This is a genomic window from Micromonospora sp. CNZ295, from assembly GCF_004217535.1.
This window is the reverse complement of the sequence record NZ_SHKZ01000001.1, coordinates 1,849,010-1,864,195: the sequence shown is the minus strand read 5'-3', so window position 1 is coordinate 1,864,195 and position 15,186 is coordinate 1,849,010. Positions and strand designations below refer to the sequence as shown.

The 15,186-nt window shown below is 73.4% G+C and carries 15 protein-coding genes and 1 pseudogene; 5 read left to right on the top strand and 11 right to left on the bottom strand.

Features of this window, described 5'->3' with window-relative positions; translation table 11 throughout:
- Nucleotides 1-42: 42 nt before the first annotated feature.
- Nucleotides 43-747 (bottom strand): DUF4245 family protein, encoded by a 705-nt coding sequence (locus EV376_RS08975; RefSeq protein ID WP_130321671.1) that lies wholly within the window; start codon nt 745-747, stop codon nt 43-45.
- A gap of 157 nt (nt 748-904) precedes the next feature.
- On the opposite strand from EV376_RS08975, the gene glpX reads away from it, so the two are divergent.
- Both glpX and EV376_RS08965 read left to right on the top strand, forming a co-directional pair.
- Nucleotides 905-1,936, top strand: a complete 1,032-nt coding sequence (glpX, locus tag EV376_RS08970; RefSeq protein WP_130321670.1) for a class II fructose-bisphosphatase — start codon at nt 905-907, stop codon at nt 1,934-1,936.
- A gap of 14 nt (nt 1,937-1,950) precedes the next feature.
- On the top strand, nt 1,951-2,886 hold the full coding sequence (locus EV376_RS08965) for a DMT family transporter (RefSeq protein ID WP_130328578.1): 936 nt from the start codon (nt 1,951-1,953) through the stop codon (nt 2,884-2,886).
- A 51-nt stretch (nt 2,887-2,937) separates the two neighbouring features.
- On the opposite strand, the gene EV376_RS08960 is transcribed toward EV376_RS08965, so the two are convergent.
- The 7 genes and pseudogenes from EV376_RS08960 to EV376_RS08930 all read right to left on the bottom strand — a co-directional run bounded on the left by EV376_RS08960 (nt 2,938) and on the right by EV376_RS08930 (nt 9,955).
- Nucleotides 2,938-4,614 (bottom strand): hypothetical protein, encoded by a 1,677-nt coding sequence (locus EV376_RS08960; protein ID WP_130321669.1) that lies wholly within the window; start codon nt 4,612-4,614, stop codon nt 2,938-2,940.
- 51 nt (nt 4,615-4,665) lie between these two features.
- Entirely contained in the window at nt 4,666-5,634 is a 969-nt protein-coding gene (locus EV376_RS08955) for an NAD(P)/FAD-dependent oxidoreductase (protein WP_130321668.1), read from the bottom strand.
- Between the two features lie 116 nt (nt 5,635-5,750).
- Nucleotides 5,751-6,404: a rhomboid family intramembrane serine protease gene (locus tag EV376_RS08950; protein WP_130321667.1), complete on the bottom strand. Its 654-nt coding sequence runs from the start codon at nt 6,402-6,404 to the stop codon at nt 5,751-5,753.
- 110 nt (nt 6,405-6,514) lie between these two features.
- Nucleotides 6,515-7,186 (bottom strand): aggregation-promoting factor C-terminal-like domain-containing protein, encoded by a 672-nt coding sequence (locus EV376_RS08945; protein ID WP_130321666.1) that lies wholly within the window; start codon nt 7,184-7,186, stop codon nt 6,515-6,517.
- A gap of 273 nt (nt 7,187-7,459) precedes the next feature.
- Nucleotides 7,460-8,871, bottom strand: a pseudogene (gene phoH2 / locus EV376_RS08940) (RNA 5'-3' helicase PhoH2).
- A gap of 372 nt (nt 8,872-9,243) precedes the next feature.
- Nucleotides 9,244-9,579 carry a hypothetical protein gene (locus EV376_RS08935; RefSeq protein ID WP_130321665.1) on the bottom strand — a complete coding sequence of 112 codons (336 nt, stop codon included), beginning with the start codon at nt 9,577-9,579 and terminating at the stop codon, nt 9,244-9,246.
- A gap of 31 nt (nt 9,580-9,610) precedes the next feature.
- Nucleotides 9,611-9,955: a hypothetical protein gene (locus EV376_RS08930; protein ID WP_130321664.1), complete on the bottom strand. Its 345-nt coding sequence runs from the start codon at nt 9,953-9,955 to the stop codon at nt 9,611-9,613.
- Nucleotides 9,956-10,219: 264 nt separating this feature from the next.
- Here EV376_RS08930 and EV376_RS08925 point away from each other — a divergent pair, with 264 nt between their 5' ends.
- From EV376_RS08925 to otsB, 3 genes are all read left to right on the top strand, one after another.
- Entirely contained in the window at nt 10,220-10,660 is a 441-nt protein-coding gene (locus EV376_RS08925) for an XRE family transcriptional regulator (protein WP_130321663.1), read from the top strand.
- A gap of 162 nt (nt 10,661-10,822) precedes the next feature.
- On the top strand, nt 10,823-11,176 hold the full coding sequence (locus EV376_RS08920) for a hypothetical protein (RefSeq protein ID WP_130321662.1): 354 nt from the start codon (nt 10,823-10,825) through the stop codon (nt 11,174-11,176).
- Nucleotides 11,177-11,276: 100 nt separating this feature from the next.
- Complete coding sequence (otsB, locus tag EV376_RS08915; protein ID WP_130321661.1) at nt 11,277-12,101, top strand: trehalose-phosphatase; 825 nt, start codon at nt 11,277-11,279, stop codon at nt 12,099-12,101.
- 24 nt (nt 12,102-12,125) lie between these two features.
- Here otsB and EV376_RS08910 read toward each other — a convergent pair whose 3' ends face one another.
- The 3 genes from EV376_RS08910 to EV376_RS08900 all read right to left on the bottom strand — a co-directional run bounded on the left by EV376_RS08910 (nt 12,126) and on the right by EV376_RS08900 (nt 15,172).
- Nucleotides 12,126-12,896 carry an isoprenyl transferase gene (locus EV376_RS08910; protein ID WP_130321660.1) on the bottom strand — a complete coding sequence of 257 codons (771 nt, stop codon included), beginning with the start codon at nt 12,894-12,896 and terminating at the stop codon, nt 12,126-12,128.
- Between the two features lie 31 nt (nt 12,897-12,927).
- Nucleotides 12,928-14,058, bottom strand: a complete 1,131-nt coding sequence (locus EV376_RS08905; RefSeq protein WP_486482563.1) for a geranylgeranyl reductase family protein — start codon at nt 14,056-14,058, stop codon at nt 12,928-12,930.
- 226 nt (nt 14,059-14,284) lie between these two features.
- The gene (locus EV376_RS08900; RefSeq protein ID WP_130321659.1) at nt 14,285-15,172 is read right to left on the bottom strand and encodes a hypothetical protein; all 888 of its coding nucleotides are present in this window, start codon (nt 15,170-15,172) and stop codon (nt 14,285-14,287) included.
- Nucleotides 15,173-15,186 lie beyond the last annotated feature (14 nt).

Genomic DNA, 15,186 nt, shown 5'->3' with positions numbered 1-15,186 from the left:
GACCCCGGCGCACCAATTCCGCCCGACAGGCGGGACCCGGGCTCAGCGCAGCGCGCCGGCCAGCGTCCGCAACTCGTTGTCCCGGGCGTCGCCGACCACGATCACGGTCCGGTCCGGTTCGAGCAACACCAGCGCCTGCTCGTTGCCCCGGGCCGTGTACCGCTGCCAGGTGCGTCCGCCGAGGTCGGTCTGGCCCTGTGGTTGCCCCTGGTCGGTCAGCTCGGTGGGCAACAGCCGCTCCGGCGGCACGCTGCTCTGCACCACCTGGGCACCCCGCCCCTCCGGCGTCACGTAGCCCAACCGCAGCGTCGCCCCGCCCTCGACCGTCCGGAAGTTGGCCCGGACCGTGCGCCACCCCTCACCCAGCCCTTCCGGCTGGCTGACCGGGAAGGCGTTCGCCACGCGCGCCGACTCCAGCGCAGGCGCCGGGTCGACGACCGCCGGCTGGTCACCGCCGAGAAATCCCCGGTAGAAGGCGAGCAGCAGGGCGATGGGGATGAGCAGCACGAGCAGCGAGATCGCCATGTCCTTCGGCGAGCGGTCCGAGCGGCCCGCGTCCACCGCGGGCGGTGGCGCGGGAAGCTCCCCGGTCTCCGCCGCGCCGGCCGGACCGTCCGGCTCGACCAGGGCCGGCTCCCCCGGCGGTACGGGTCCGGCCGGGTCGCCCGGGGCCGCGGGGTCGACCGGCGGCCGGCCCTCCGGCGGGGTGGTGTCGGCGGGTACGCGATCAGGCTGTGCGGGTTCCACCCCGACATCTTCGCAGCCGCCCGGCGAGGCGTATTCAACCCATCACCGCCCCGCCACCCCGCGCGACCGGCGATCGTGTGAGGATCAGCGACAAAGCCGGCAGTGGCGACGCCGCGCCCTGCCGGGCCACCCCGCATCGTCGCGAGGAGGAGCCGTCATGACGAACACCACGACGCGAACCCCACAGAATCTCGACCGCAACCTCGCCCTCGACCTGGTCCGGGTGACCGAGGCCGCAGCGATGGCCGCCGGCCGCTGGGTCGGCCGGGGCGACAAGGAGGGCGGCGACGGCGCCGCCGTCGACGCGATGCGGAAGCTGATCAACTCGATCCCGATGCGGGGCGTCGTGGTGATCGGCGAGGGCGAGAAGGACAACGCGCCGATGCTCTTCAACGGCGAGGAGGTCGGTGACGGCACCGGGCCCGAGGTCGACGTCGCGGTCGACCCCATCGACGGCACCACGCTGATGAGCAAGGGCATGCCGAACGCGCTGGCGGTGCTGGCCGTCGCCGAGCGCGGGGCGATGTTCGACCCGAGCGCCGTGTTCTACATGGAGAAGCTGGCGGTCGGCCCGGCGTACGCGGACGTCGTCGACATCAACGCGGGCGTGGCCGAGAACCTGCGGCGGATCGCGAAGGTCAAGGGCACCGACGTGTCCGAGGTCACGGTCTGCGTGCTGGACCGGTCCCGGCACGACGACCTGATCGCCCAGATCCGGCGCGTCGGCGCGGGCATCCGCTTCATCTCCGACGGTGACATCGCGGGCGCCATCGCCGCCGCCCGCGGCGAGTCCGACGTCGACGTGCTGATGGGCATCGGCGGCACGCCCGAGGGGATCACCGCCGCCTGCGCCCTGAAGTGCATGGGCGGCGTGATGCAGGCCAAGCTCTGGCCGCGGGACGACGAGGAGCGGGAGAAGGCCCTCGCCGCCGGCCACGACCTGGACCGCGTGCTCACCACCGACGACCTGGTGACCGGCGACAACTGCTTCTTCGTCGCCACCGGCGTCACCTCCGGAGACCTGCTGCGGGGCGTGCGCTACCGGGCCGGCGGGGCGTACACCCAGTCGATCGTGATGCGCTCCAAGAGCGGCACGATCCGGGTGATCGACTCGTACCACCGGCTGGAGAAGCTGGCGCTGTACTCGGCGGTGGACTTCGACGGCCGCCCCCTGGCCGAGCAGGAGTGAGCACCGCCGGGACGATGGCCCGGCAGACCCCGTCGGCGACCCGCCGGATCACCGGCGTGGTTCTGGCGACCGCCTCCGGGGTCGCCGTGGCCGGGCAGTCCCGGATCAACGGCGAGTTGGGCGTACGCCTGGCCGACGGGATCGCCGCGGCGGTCGTCTCGTTCGGCGGCGGCCTGCTGGTGCTGCTGGTGCTGGTGCCCGCCACCCCGCGCGGGCGGCGGGGCCTCGCCGCCCTGCGGGGTGCGCTCGCGGCCGGCACGCTGCGCCCCTGGCAGTGCCTCGGCGGGGTGTGCGGGGCGTTTCTCGTGGCGACCCAGGGCCTCACGATCGGCACCCTCGGCGTCGCCGTCTTCACCGTGGCGGTGGTCGCCGGCCAGTCCGGCAGCAGCCTGGCCGTCGACCGGGCCGGCATCGGTCCCACCGGACGCCAGCCGGTGACGGTCCGGCGCCTGGCCGGGGCGGCCCTCACCGTGGTCGCCGTCGTGCTGGCGGTCGGCGACCGGTTCGGCGACCCGCACGCGCTGGCGCTGGCGCTGCTGCCGCTGCTCGCCGGCGTGGCCATCGCCTGGCAGCAGGCCGTCAACGGGCTGGTCGGCCGGGCGACCAGCCCGCTGATCGCGACGTTGGTCAACTTCACCGTCGGCACGCTGGCCCTGCTGGTCGTCTTCGCCGTCGACGTGGCGGTACGCGGACCACCGGCCGGTTCACCGCCGGCCGAGCCGTGGCTCTACCTGGGCGGGCTGATCGGGATCGTCTTCATCGCGGTCGCCGCCGCCATCGTCCGCTTCACCGGCGTCCTGCTGCTCGGCCTGGCCACCATCGCCGGGCAGGTGGTCGGCGCCGTCGTGCTGGACGTGATCCTGCCGACCGCCGCCTCCCACCCGGACGCGACCACCCTGCTGGGAGCGGCCCTGACGCTGGTCGCCGTCCTCGTCGCCGCCCGCCGGTGAGGAAGGGGCCCTTGTCGACGCCGGCGGGGGAACCCCGCAGGGCCGGCGCGGCTACCGCCCCGGAGGCGGCACCGGACCAGGCGGGTACGGGGAGCCCCCCGGCGGGTGCCCGGGCTCGGCTGCTCCAGGGGCGGGGGCGGCATCACCCAGGGGTGCGGTGAGCGCCGGATCCGCCAGCCGGGCGGCCCGACGGGCCAGCCACAGGCCCGGCATGGTAGCGGCCACCGCCAGCGTCACCGCCATCCACGTGCGCGGCGGAACGGCGTAGAGCCAACCGGTGAGCGGCAGGCTGACGAGCAGCACGGTGACCAGGAAGGCGCGGAACACCTCACCCCACCAGCCGTCCCAGCCCCGTTGGCGACCGTCCCGGCCCCGCTCCCGGATCCCGGCGACGACGAGCATTCCGCCGACGGTCAGCGCACCGAGCGGCAGCGCGAACATGACGACCACCGCCGGCACGACTAGATCGTTGCTCCTGCTCCACGCTCTGGCGAGCAGGCCGACCGACGCCGTCCCCGCCACCGCCGCCGCCACCCCCCAGACCGGACTGCCGCCGGAGCGACGCACGGCGAGGTGCGCGGCCACGGCCACCACCCCGAAGCCCAGGATCAGCGCCACGCCGAAGGCGAGCGGGACATCGTTCCCGCGCCCGGCCGGGTCGCTCTCCCCGAGTTCGGGCAACGCGCCCCCGTTCCGGCCGGGGAACTCGCCGTGGCTCTCGAGGCCGAACCAGCCGGCACGCTCCCATCGACCGTCCGGGTGCCGGACGACGAAACCGTCGCGGCCGTTGGCGACGACGACGCTGTGCCCACCGTCGGTGACGAACACGACGAGAGCCCGTGCGGAGAAGTGCCGGTCCGGATCCCCGGGATCGGGATACCGGCGGGCGAGCGGCTCCCGCTGGGAATCAGTGATCTCCCACGCCGTCCGCCAGGACCGGCCGCCGTCGTCGGTCTCCTCCACCCGGAGATGACCCGCCACCGCCCGGTAGCACCGGTCACCCGCCGGGGTGCACGCGGGTTGCCGCGGCGTCGCCTCGCCGTTCAGCTGCGCGGTCTCGCTCACCGTGGCCGGGCGCCAGGTGCCGGCCACGGCGCCGCCGACCCACCACCGTCCCTCGGCGGCCGACTCCGGCCAGACGTTGCAGCACCCGGCACCGGTCGAGATCGCCGGCCGGCCGTCGAGCGTCGACGCGCCCAGCGCGTACGGGTAGTGGACCGCGCTCGTGGCGGCGACCGCCAGCATCGCCGCCGGCAGGAGGACGACGAGCCGGACGAGCCGGGCCGCCCGCACCCCCACCGCCCGGCGGCGCGACCGGGTCCAGCTCCACCACGCCAGGCCGAGCGCCGGCACCGTGAACAGGTCGGTCGGGTCGGCCCGGACCAGGGACGGCCCGGCGATCGCGGTCCACGCCGCGGAGGCCAGCTCGGCGGCGTACCCGCTGAACTTGACGACCGCGAAGCCGGCGCCCACCGACACCAGCCCGACCACGACGGCGGCCCGGACCGGCAGGCGCGGCGCCGCCAGCGTGAGCAGCACCGCGACCAGCGGTGGCGCCAGCACCAGGCCGGCGACGTCGCTGAGCTTGCCGGTCAGCGGGCCCGGGAACGCCGCCTTCAGCAGGTGGTCGTTGACGACGAGGACGACCAGCGCGAGCACGGTCGCCGGGTGGCCGAGCCAGGCCAGGGCCGCTGATGCCCCGTCGCGGGCCGGCGTGCGATCGTCCATCCCGGAACGGTCGCAGTGACGGATCTCGTTCCGGCCACGGCAAGGCGGAGATCAGGTGCCGTCGGAGGAGTGGCCCGGGAAGAGGTGCGCCGTGGGGTCGATCGTCACGGCCGCGTTGTTCACCGCCGTGGCTGCCTCGCCGAAGCCGGTCGCGATCAGCCGGACCTTGCCCGGGTACTCGGTGATGTCGCCGGCGGCGAAGACCCGTGGCAGGTTGGTCGCCATCGTGCTGTCCACGAGGACGTGCCGGCGGTCGAGCCGCAGCCCCCACTCGGCCAGGGGACCGAGGTCGGCGGTGAAGCCGAGCGCCGCGACGACGGTGTCGACCGGCAGCACCTCCGCCGCGCCGCCCCGCACGGTGATCTCGGCGCCGGTGACCGCGCCGTCGCCGTGCAGTTTCGTCACCTCGGCGTTGACGATCACGCGCACGGGCAGGGCCAGGACGCGGGCGACGGTGGCGGCGTGCGCCCGGAACTTCTCCCGGCGGTGCACGAGGGTCACCGAGCGGGCCAGCGGCTGGAGGGTCAGGGCCCAGTCGAAGGCGGAGTCGCCGCCGCCGACGATGAGGACGTCCTGGCCGGCGAGCTCGGCCGGTTGCGGTACGAAGAAGACGATGCCGCCGCCGACGAAGTGCTCCGCGACCGGCAGCGGACGTGGCGTGAAGCTGCCCAGCCCGCCGGTGATCAGCACCGCCCCGCAGGCCAGCTGCTCGCCCCCGGCGAGGCCGAGCACCGGCCGGCCGTCGGCGTACGAGAGCTTCTCCGCCCGGGTGCCGAGCAGGTAGAGCGGGTCGAAGGGGGCGGCCTGCGCGACCAGGTTGGCGACCAGGTCCCGCCCCTTGATCGAAGGGAACCCGGCCACGTCGTGGATCAGCTTCTCCGGGTACATCGCCGTGATCTGGCCGCCGGGCTCCGGCAGGGCGTCGACCACCGCGACCGAGAGCCCTCGGAAACCGGCGTAGTACGCCGCGAAGAGGCCGGTGGGCCCGGCCCCGATCACCGCGACATCGACCTCGCGCATGGGCGTACCGTCGCCTTCCGTTCACGGATCAACCGGTGCTGATCTCTGACGGTAGAGGCGCCGGGGCGGTGGGGCAAGGATGTCCCACCGCCCGTGGGAGCCGAGGTCGGTCCAGGTCAGGGCAGAGTGAGCGTCGACTCGGACTGGTACGGGCCGCCGAGGTCGGGTCGGCGTCGCCGGAAGATGATCGCGGCGACGATCCCGCCCAGCAGCCCGAAGAGGTGGCCCTGCCAGGAGATCTGCTCGTCGGTGGGGAGGATGCCGACGAGCTGCCAGCCGTAGAGCAGGCCGACGAGGAGGAAGACGGCGAAGTTCCACCAGCTCCGCTCGACGATGCCGCGGGTGAGCAGGATCCCCAGGTAGCCGAAGATGACGCCGCTGGCGCCGACCACCACCGAGTTGGGTGAGCCGGTGAAGAAGACGCCGAGGCCGCTGACCAGCACGATGATCAGCGTGGACCAGAGGAAGCGGCGGGCGCCGGCCGCGAGCACGAAGGTGCCGAGCAGGATCAGCGGGATGCTGTTGCTGTAGAGGTGGTCGAAGCCGTGGTGCAGGAACGGCGAGAAGAAGATGCCGTCGAGGCCCTCGATGCGCTTGGGGATGATGCCGGCGGTCGGGTCGAGTGCGAGTGCCAGGCCCTGGTCGGCGGCCTCGATGAGGAACAGGAACGGCACCACCGCGCACATGGCGACGAAGGCCCGACCGAGCGCCGCGTAGAACGCTTCGGTGCCGAACCGGTTGGGATCGCCGTTTCCCGGGAGGAGGCTCACCTGTCAACAGCTATCAGGTGACGGCGAATGCTGCCACCCGGGGCCTGATCCGGAAGGCCGGACACGGCGAAGGCGGGGTGTGATCGGTCACACCCCGCCGTCGCCGTCGGTCAGTACCAGCCCACGTCCTGTGAGTGGGCCCAGGCCTTGCACGGGGTGTCGTACCGGCCCTTGATGTAGCCGAGACCCCACTTGATCTGGGTGGCCGGGTTCGTCTCCCAGTCGTCGGCGACCGAACCCATCTTGCTGCCGGGCAGCGCCTGCGGGATCCCGTACGCGCCGGAGGAGGAGTTGCGGGCCTTGTGGTTCCAGCCGCTCTCCTTCGTCCAGAGCTTGTCGAGGCAGGGGAACTGGTCGATCTCGAAACCCGCGTCGATCATCAACGCGCAGCCGACCTTCCGGTTGCCGCTGTACTCCTCGCAGGACGACGGGATCGGCCCGTCGTACGGCTTGCTCTCGGCGGACTTCGTCTCCGCCGCGGCCTTGGCGGCCGCCTCGCGGGCCTTCTTGCGTGATGCCGCGGCGGCGTCGGCGCGGCGCTTGCGCTCGGCGGCCGCCTCGGCGACCGCGGCGGTCCGCAGCTTCGCCTGGTACTCGACGGCCCGCTCCTTGGCGGAGTGCACCGGCCGGACCTGGAGCCCGGCCTGCTCGACCGCGACGCCGACCTGCGCGTGCTGGCCCTGATCCCGGTCGTCGCCCAGATGGAAGCCGCCGGCGACGCCCACGGAGAGCAGCGCGACAGCGGCCGTACGGGCACCCAACCGGCTCCACAGCCGACTCACGAAGTGTCCCTTCGTCGGGGGCATGGGCACGGCGCGGAGCCACCCGGGGTGGGAAGCCGCGCCGTGAGCGCCCCGACCGCGCGGGTCGCCACCGGCGCACCCGGTGCCGCCGGCCCCGTCCGCGGTGGTGTGGCGAACGACAACTGACGATCTTGTTGGTGCGCGAGCGCTCGTGGGACACCATCGCGCACAGTGAGGCTGATGGGAAACGGTGAAGCCCAATTGTGATCTGGGCCACAGGTTTAATCGGTACCAACCGGGTGAAACCGGTCGTCAGATCGCGTTGTCCTCCAGAAGATCCGTCACCATGGCGGCGATCGGCGACCGCTCCGAACGGGTGAGCGTGACGTGGGCGAAGAGCGGATGGCCCTTCAGCGCCTCGATCACCGCCGTGACACCGTCGTGCCGCCCGACCCGGAGGTTGTCCCGCTGCGCGACGTCATGGGTGAGCACGACCCGCGAGCCCTGGCCGATCCGGGACAGCACGGTCAGCAGCACCCCGCGCTCGAGCGACTGCGCCTCGTCGACGATGACGAACGCGTCATGCAGGCTGCGCCCCCGGATGTGGGTGAGCGGCAGCACCTCCAGCAGGCCACGGGAGGTGACCTCCTCGAGGACGTTCTCGTGGACCACCGCGCCGAGGGTGTCGAACACCGCCTGCGCCCAGGGCGACATCTTCTCCGACTCGGAACCGGGCAGGTAGCCCAGTTCCTGCCCGCCGACGGCGTACAGCGGGCGGAACACGACGACCTTGCGGTGCCGGCGGCCTCCATCACCGCCTCCAGACCGGCGCAGAGCGCCAGGGCGGACTTGCCGGTGCCCGCCCGGCCGCCGAGCGAGACGATGCCCACCGTGTCGTCCAGCAGCAGGTCGAGCGCGATCCGCTGCTCGGCCGAGCGGCCGTGCACGCCGAACGCCTCACGATCACCCCGGACCAGCCGGACGGTCTTGTCGGGCAGCACGCGGCCGAGCGCCGAGCCCCGGGTGGAGTGCAGCACCAGCCCGGTGTGGCACGGCAGGCCGGCGGCCTCGTCCACGTCCAGCGACTCACCCGCGTACAGCCGGCTGATCTGCTCCTCGGCCAGGTCCAGTTCGGACATGCCCGTCCAGGTGGGGTCGCTGGCCTGACCGTGCCGGTACTCGTCGGCCCGCAGGCCCACCGACGCCGCCTTGACCCGCAGGGGCATGTCCTTGCTGACCAGCGTGACCGCACGGCCTTCGGCCGCCAGGTTCAGGGCCACGGACAGGATCCGGGCGTCGTTGGACTCGGTGCGGAAACCCGGCGGCAGCACCCCGTTGTCGGTGTGGTTCAGCTCGACGCGCAGCGTGCCGCCGTGGTCGTTGGCGGGGACCGGCCGGTCCAGCCGGCCGTGCCGCACCCGCAGCTCGTCCAGCAGCCGCAGGGACTGGCGCGCGAACCAGCCCAGCTCCGGGTGGTGTCGCTTGCCCTCGAGCTCGGAGATGACCACCAGCGGGAGCACCACCTCGTGCTCGGCGAACCGGTGGAACGCCGCCGGATCGGCGAGCAGCACCGACGTGTCCAGGACGAACGCCTGGCCGGCTGGTCGGGGCTCCTCGGTGCCGGTGGGCGTGGCCGCGGTGCGGCGGCTCCGGCTGGTGCGGCGGGTCGTGGCAGTCGCGGCCGGGGTCTGATCGGCACCGGCGGTCGTACGGCGAGTCGTCACAGGCCTGCTCCGGCGGATGGGCACCCGCCACCCGCGTTCCGCCTCCTCCGGTGCCCGGGGACACGGGGTCGGATGCGGGCCCCGTGCGCGAGGTCGCAGATCCGGGCTTGCCGGCTGGCCCGGGACAACCCCGTGCCATGCCTAGACGCTAGCCGCGCCGGACCCTCCGGGCTAGAGGGCGGACGTGGATCTTCCACGGACGGGGTACGCGCACGACGGCGGGCCGGCCGGGATGCATGCCCCCTGCGCACATCCCGGCCGGTGGGACCAGTTCACCGGTCTGACCTGGCCCCGACGGTGCGTGTCCGCCGCGGACGACGCACCGCGCCATCACGTACCGGCCGGCGGGTCTCGGGTCCCCGCCGGCCGGGCTCAGCCGGTCCGCCGGACCAGCGTGCCGGTCGGCTGCCGCCCGCTGACCGGGGCGGCGGCGGAACCGGTGTACGTGGTTCCGGGACGGACCACCGTGCCGGTGACCCGGGTACGGCTCGCGCTGCCCGCCGGGGGCGGGCCGGCGAGCGCGGACGCGATCGCCGCCTGGGCGTCCCGGCGGCGCCGGTTCCAGGCCCCGCGGTCACCGTCGAAGTAGCCCTGGCGGTAGCCGAAGCGGTAGCCGATCCGGTAGCTGAGCTGACCGTGCAGGCGGCCCGCGGCGTAGCTGGCGGCGGCCAGGACGAGGACGAGGAAGACGACGAGGAACGGGCTCATGCGGCCGCTCCGGGCCGCCGTACGGGTGTGCTCATCGGTCCTCCGGCTCGACCGGGGTGGGATCGACGACGAGGAGCCGGTCGAGGTCCTCCGTGCTGACCTCCTCGACCAGCTCGACGCTGATCCGGCACCCGTCCAGGACGACCTCGGCCACCGAGGAACGACGGATCTCACCGCCGGCGTCGTAGACGCGGACGCTGAGTTCGGGGCAGCCGAGGTGGGTACGCCAGGCGTTCCACTCCGCACGGTCACCGACACTGAGGGAGAGGTAGCGGCAGCCGCGGGCCAGGTAGAGGCGCCAGGGCGCGCTCAGCCCGGCGGCGACGCCGTCGGCGATCAGGGCGAAGGCCTGCGCCCGGGTGGCGAGTTCGGTCACCGCGTCCCCCCAGTGCCGGAGATGTCACGCATGTGAGCACTCATCGTCTCCTGCACGTGACACACCGTAGAGTGTCCCATGGGCGTGACAGTATCAGCTTTTCGTCCGATTACCCCCGCACCTAAGTTTATCTATTCTGCCCAGGTGACACCCCTCAGAAGTGGACCCGGATCGTTTACCGGGAATTTGAAGCGGACGTCACGTTCACGTGACAACCGCGTGCCAGGTCGCCCGGCGGCAGCCGGCTGGTCGTACGGTCACCAGGTGACCGAGACGGCCAACGCACGGAAGATCGCCTTCGCCACCTTCGTCCGCCGGGCGCTCGACGAGGCACGGGCCACCCGGGCGTGGAGCGGCACCGAGGTCTCCCGGCGCACCGGAGTCTCCCGGCAGACGATCAACCGGTGGGTCCGGGGCGACTGGGCGAGCGACCCGGAGGCCGAACGCGTCGTCGCGTTCTGCGAGGGCCTCGGCCTCAACCCGGCGACCGCCTTCGCCGCGCTGGGCTGGGACCGGCGGACCACGGCCCGTAGCACTCCGAACCCACCCCCGATGGACCCGGACGTGGAGGCGTTGCTGCGCCGGCTGGTGGACCCCAACGTGTCGGACGCGGAGAAGTTCCACATCCGGGAGACCATTCGCTACCTCGCATATCGCCCGACTCTCCCGGTCGATGTCCGAAAGCGCGGTAAACAGGCCGGGTAGTTCCTCAGATGGCGAAAGAACAGCTGGTCAGACTCATTCGTTTCGCTCCCGGGCTCGGATCGGCACGCTAGCGTCCGTATTCGTACTGCTTGGGCTCGTCGTCGGCGGGGGGACGGGACAAGGCCGAACCCAGCCCTGCGGGACAGAAGGAGGGGTCTGTCCATGACCCTGAAGTGGTTGGCAGTCGTGGTCGCCACCGTGTCCTTGACACTGTGCGTGACCGGAAATGCGGTGACCCTGGCGGTGAACGGTGGGCAGCTGCCCATTCTCGTCAACCTCCTCACGCTCACCGCCACCGGCACCGCCGTCATCCTGGCCGTGCTCGCCGAGCTGCACGACCGGCTGAACGACCGGGTCAGCGCACTCACCGAGTTCCTGGTGGCCCGCCTCAACGAGATCGAGACCAGCACCGGCGACCGGAACAGTGGTTTCGTGGAGGGATATCTCCTGAGCAACAGCCAGGAGGCTGCCGTCGTTCCGTTCGGACGCCGGGGACGGGGAGCCGCCGAACGCTGAGCGCGGGACCGGCCGGCCGGCGGGCCGCCCGCCAGAGACCGGGTGGAGGGGTACCTCACGGCCGGGAATGAGCCGCTCCACCCGGGGTACGCTGTCGCGCGTGCCGCCGTTGAATCTGGGCAAGCCGCAGCCGAAGACCCCGTTGGACGCCGACCTGGCCTGGCGCGCGACCGCTGCCCGGGCGGCGGGGACAGTCCTCTTCTTCGACTTCGACGGGACTCTCGCGCCGGTCGACGACGATCCGACCGCGGTCCAGCCCGCGCCGAAGGTGCTCGCCGCCATCGAGGCGATCGCCCCCGCCGTCCGCCGGATCGCGATCGTCTCCGCGCGTCCGGTCGATTTTCTCCGTGACCACCTCGGCGGGCTCGCCGGCGTCGACCTCTACGGCCTGTACGGGCTCGAACACAGCCACTCCGGCGGGGAGACCGTCACCGAGCCGGCCGCGCTGCCCTGGGTGCCGACCATGGCGGAGGTCGCCGACCAGGCCCGCGCCGAACTGCCCGCCGACGCTCTCGTGGAGTACAAGCGGCTCTCCGTGGCGCTGCACTGGCGCACCGCGCCCCAGCTCGGCCCGACCGTCGAGGAGTGGGGTCGCGCCCGCGCCGAGCAGCTCGGCCTGCGGGTCCAGGCCGGGCGGATGGTGCTGGAGCTGAAGCCCCCGGTCGACCGGGACAAGGGCATGGTCATCGACGAGGTGGTCCGGGACGCGGAGGGCGCCTGGTACTTCGGTGACGACGTCTCCGACATCAAGGCCTTCGCGGCGCTCCGCGCCCGGGCCGCCGCCGATCCGCACTTCTTCGGCGTCTGCGTCGCCGTCGCCAACCCGGAGACCGGTCAGGAGGTCGCCGAAGCCGCCGACCTCACGATCGACTCGCCGGCCGCCCTCGGCGACTTCCTCACCGACGCCGCCCGCCGGCTCGCCTGACGGCCGCCGTCCGCACCAGCGGCGTCAGACGCCGTAGCGGCGCTGCCGGGTGGCGTACGAGCGCAGCGCGCGGAGGAAGTCGATCCGGCGGAAATCCGGCCAGTTGAGCTCGCAGAAGTAGAACTCCGAGTGCGCGGACTGCCACAACATGAAGCCGGACATGCGCTGCTCACCGCTGGTGCGGATGATCAGATCGGGATCCGGCAGGCCGCGGGTGTAGAGGTGCTCCGCGATGTCGTCGACGTCGAGCACCTCGGCCAGCTGCGCGATGCTGGTGCCGGCCTTCGCGTGCTCGTGCAGCAGCGAGCGCACCGCGTCGATGATCTCCCGCCGGCCCCCGTAGCCCACGGCGATGTTGACCTGGGCGCCGCCGGTGCGGTCGCGGGTGCGCTCCTCGGCCGCCTTGAGCGCCGCCGCGAGCTGCGCCGGCAGGACGTCGAGCGCGCCGACCATGCGCAGCCGCCAGGGGTTGCCCTCCTCGGCCAGCTCGGTCGTCAGATCCTCGATGATCTGCAGCAACGGGTTGAGCTGCGCCGCCGGGCGGGAGAGGTTGTCGGTGGAGAGCAGCCAGAGCGTCACGTGCCCCACACCGGCCGCGTCGCACCAGCGCAGCAGCTCCTTTATCCGCTCGGCGCCGACACGATGGCCGTCGTTGGGGTCGACGAACCCCATCTCCTTCGCCCACCTGCGGTTGCCGTCGCACATGACACCGACGTGCCGGGGCACCGGCTTGCCGGCCAGCTTCGCCGTGAGCCGGCGCTCGTACACCGAATAGACAAGGTTCCGCAGAGTCATCACCTGTCAGGGTAGCGACCGGAGGGCGGACTCACGGCCCGGGATGCCCTTCCCGCGTGGCGAGACCGCGGCCGATCATGGCCAGCGTACGGGCGTCGAGCCGGCCGTCACCGAGGCCCAACTCCACCACCGTCCGGTAGACCCGGTCGTCGTGGACGGCCGCCCGCACCGCCGCGTCGACCACCGGCCGCCGCCGGGCGAGCCAGGCCGCGACCGAACTGTGCCGCAGGTGTACGCCGAGCCGGCGGCGCAGCGCCTCGGCGTACACCTGGCCGGCGTGCTCCGGAGCACCGGCCGCCGCGGCGCCCGCCAGCGCCCCGGACAGCAGCGCGTAGAAGATCCCCTCGCCGGTGAACGGATTGATCAGCGAGAGCGCGTCGCCGGCCAGCACCATCCGCCCGCGGCCCGGCACCGGCCGGTGGGTCGACAGCGGCAGGTGGTGCGCGCGCAGGTCGGTCACCGTCGCGGGATCGGTGCCGGACAGCAGCGCGCCGAGCCGTTCGACCAGGTGCGCCCGGGTCAGCGGCTCGCCGCGCAGCACCTCCCCGTAACCGACGTTCGCCCGGCCGTCGCCGATCGGGAACGACCAGGCGTACGCCGGCCAGCGGGCGGCCGACGTGACGATGAGCTGCTCCGGCGGACCGGGCGGCGCCGGCGCGTACCCCCGGATGGCCAGGGCCAGGTGGCGGTCCGGGTTCGGGCGGTGCCCCAGCGCGCGGCGCACGACGGAGCCGGCGCCGTCGGCGCCCACCACGGCCCGTCCGGCGATCCGCCCGTCGAGTACGACCCGGTCGGCGCGCGCCTCGACCCGGCGCACCGCATGCCGGCACAGCTGGGCGCCCGCCGCGACCGCCGCCGCGACCAACCGGGCGTCGAAGACGGTCCGGGGCACCGTGTACGCCGGCCGGGGCAGTCGCCGCGCCACCGCGCCGCCGCCGGGGCCGATCAGGCGCAGCGCGGGCAGCGGCGGGTAGCCCGCCACCGCGTCCGGTACGCCCAGCGCCGCGAGGACGTCCAGCGCGTGCGCGGCGATGCCGTCCCCGCAGGCCTTGTCCCGGGGGAAGTCGGACCGGTCCACCAGGAGCACCCGGGCTCCCGCCCCGCGGGCGGCGATCGCGGCGGCCGGCCCCGCCCCGACCACCACCACGTCGAACAAGTCCACGTTCGCCCCTTCCGTCCCCCGGTCCGCAACGCCATCCTGCCCCGCCGGCCGCCACCACCGTCGATACCGCGCCGGGGCGCAGGACCGGCACAACTTCGGGGAAGATGCTGCCTCGCCGGCCAGGATCCGCGCAGTTTCCCGGAAGATGTCGCCTCGGACCGCGCCACCGGCGGCCGACGTCGGGTCGACGCGGCGGATGCCAGCCGGGTGGGGTGTGCGCGGGGCGTCAGCGTGGGGGGCCGGTCGCTCTGGCGGCCCGGACGTCCATCTGCTCGGCGCGGGTGGCGCGGCGCAGGGCGTACAGGGTCAGCAGCGCCGCCGCGGCCAGCGCGCCGCCGTCGCGGACCAGGCCGTCGACACCGAGCAGCCACCAGCAGAGCGGCAGTTGGATCGCGAGCACGCCGAGCGTGACCACGACGAGCGCGGTGCGGGCCCAGTGCCGGCCGCGCAGCAGGAACGCGGTGCAGAACAGCACCGCGTAGCTGGTGACGATCCCGGCGCCGAGCCAGAGCAGCACGGCGGGTAGCGCCGCCAGCCGACCATCGACGACGGCACCGCCGGCCACCAACGCGGGAACGAGCATCAGCGGGCTGAAGGTGAACGCCGCGACCCGCGCGGTGAGCAACCAACCGCTGACCTCGGGCCGGCGCGGCGGGACCTCCCGCCACGAGACGCCGGTCCGGTCGATGATCAGCCGTGGCCGGTGCCGGACCAGATGCCCGGCCAGCGCCGGCGAGCGGTACAGCAGCCACACCACCGCCGCGCAGAGCGTGGTGAGCAGTGCGAAACCGAGCACCCCGGGCAGCGGCGGGACGCCCTGCCGGGGGACGATCAAACGGCCCACGGCCAGGACGGTCGTCACCGCGAGGATCAGCCCGAACGGGCGGGCCAATGTCCGTCCGCGCCGGACGTGGCCGATGAGCAGCAGGAAGCCGAGCGACCGGAGCAGCGCCCAACCGGTCCGGACGGCGAGGCCGACGCCCTGCTCCGGGGCGTACCAGAAACTGAGCAGCTCGACCACGACGGTCGCCGCCGCGGTCACGGCGAGCAGCGCGGTGAGGGCCCGGACAGCGGACGGCCGCCCGACCTCGGTGGTCTCGGCGGCCGTCCTCATGGATTCAGTGGTGC

Coding starts and splice junctions, on each gene's coding strand:
- EV376_RS08955 (WP_130321668.1), bottom strand. CDS start 5,634: ATGCGCGAGGTCGATGTCGCGGTGATCGGGGCCGGGCCCACCGGCCTC.
- glpX (WP_130321670.1), top strand. CDS start 905: ATGACGAACACCACGACGCGAACCCCACAGAATCTCGACCGCAACCTC.
- EV376_RS08965 (WP_130328578.1), top strand. CDS start 1,951: ATGGCCCGGCAGACCCCGTCGGCGACCCGCCGGATCACCGGCGTGGTT.
- EV376_RS08920 (WP_130321662.1), top strand. CDS start 10,823: ATGACCCTGAAGTGGTTGGCAGTCGTGGTCGCCACCGTGTCCTTGACA.
- EV376_RS08960 (WP_130321669.1), bottom strand. CDS start 4,614: ATGGACGATCGCACGCCGGCCCGCGACGGGGCATCAGCGGCCCTGGCC.
- EV376_RS08935 (WP_130321665.1), bottom strand. CDS start 9,579: ATGAGCCCGTTCCTCGTCGTCTTCCTCGTCCTCGTCCTGGCCGCCGCC.
- EV376_RS08910 (WP_130321660.1), bottom strand. CDS start 12,896: ATGACTCTGCGGAACCTTGTCTATTCGGTGTACGAGCGCCGGCTCACG.
- EV376_RS08900 (WP_130321659.1), bottom strand. CDS start 15,172: ATGAGGACGGCCGCCGAGACCACCGAGGTCGGGCGGCCGTCCGCTGTC.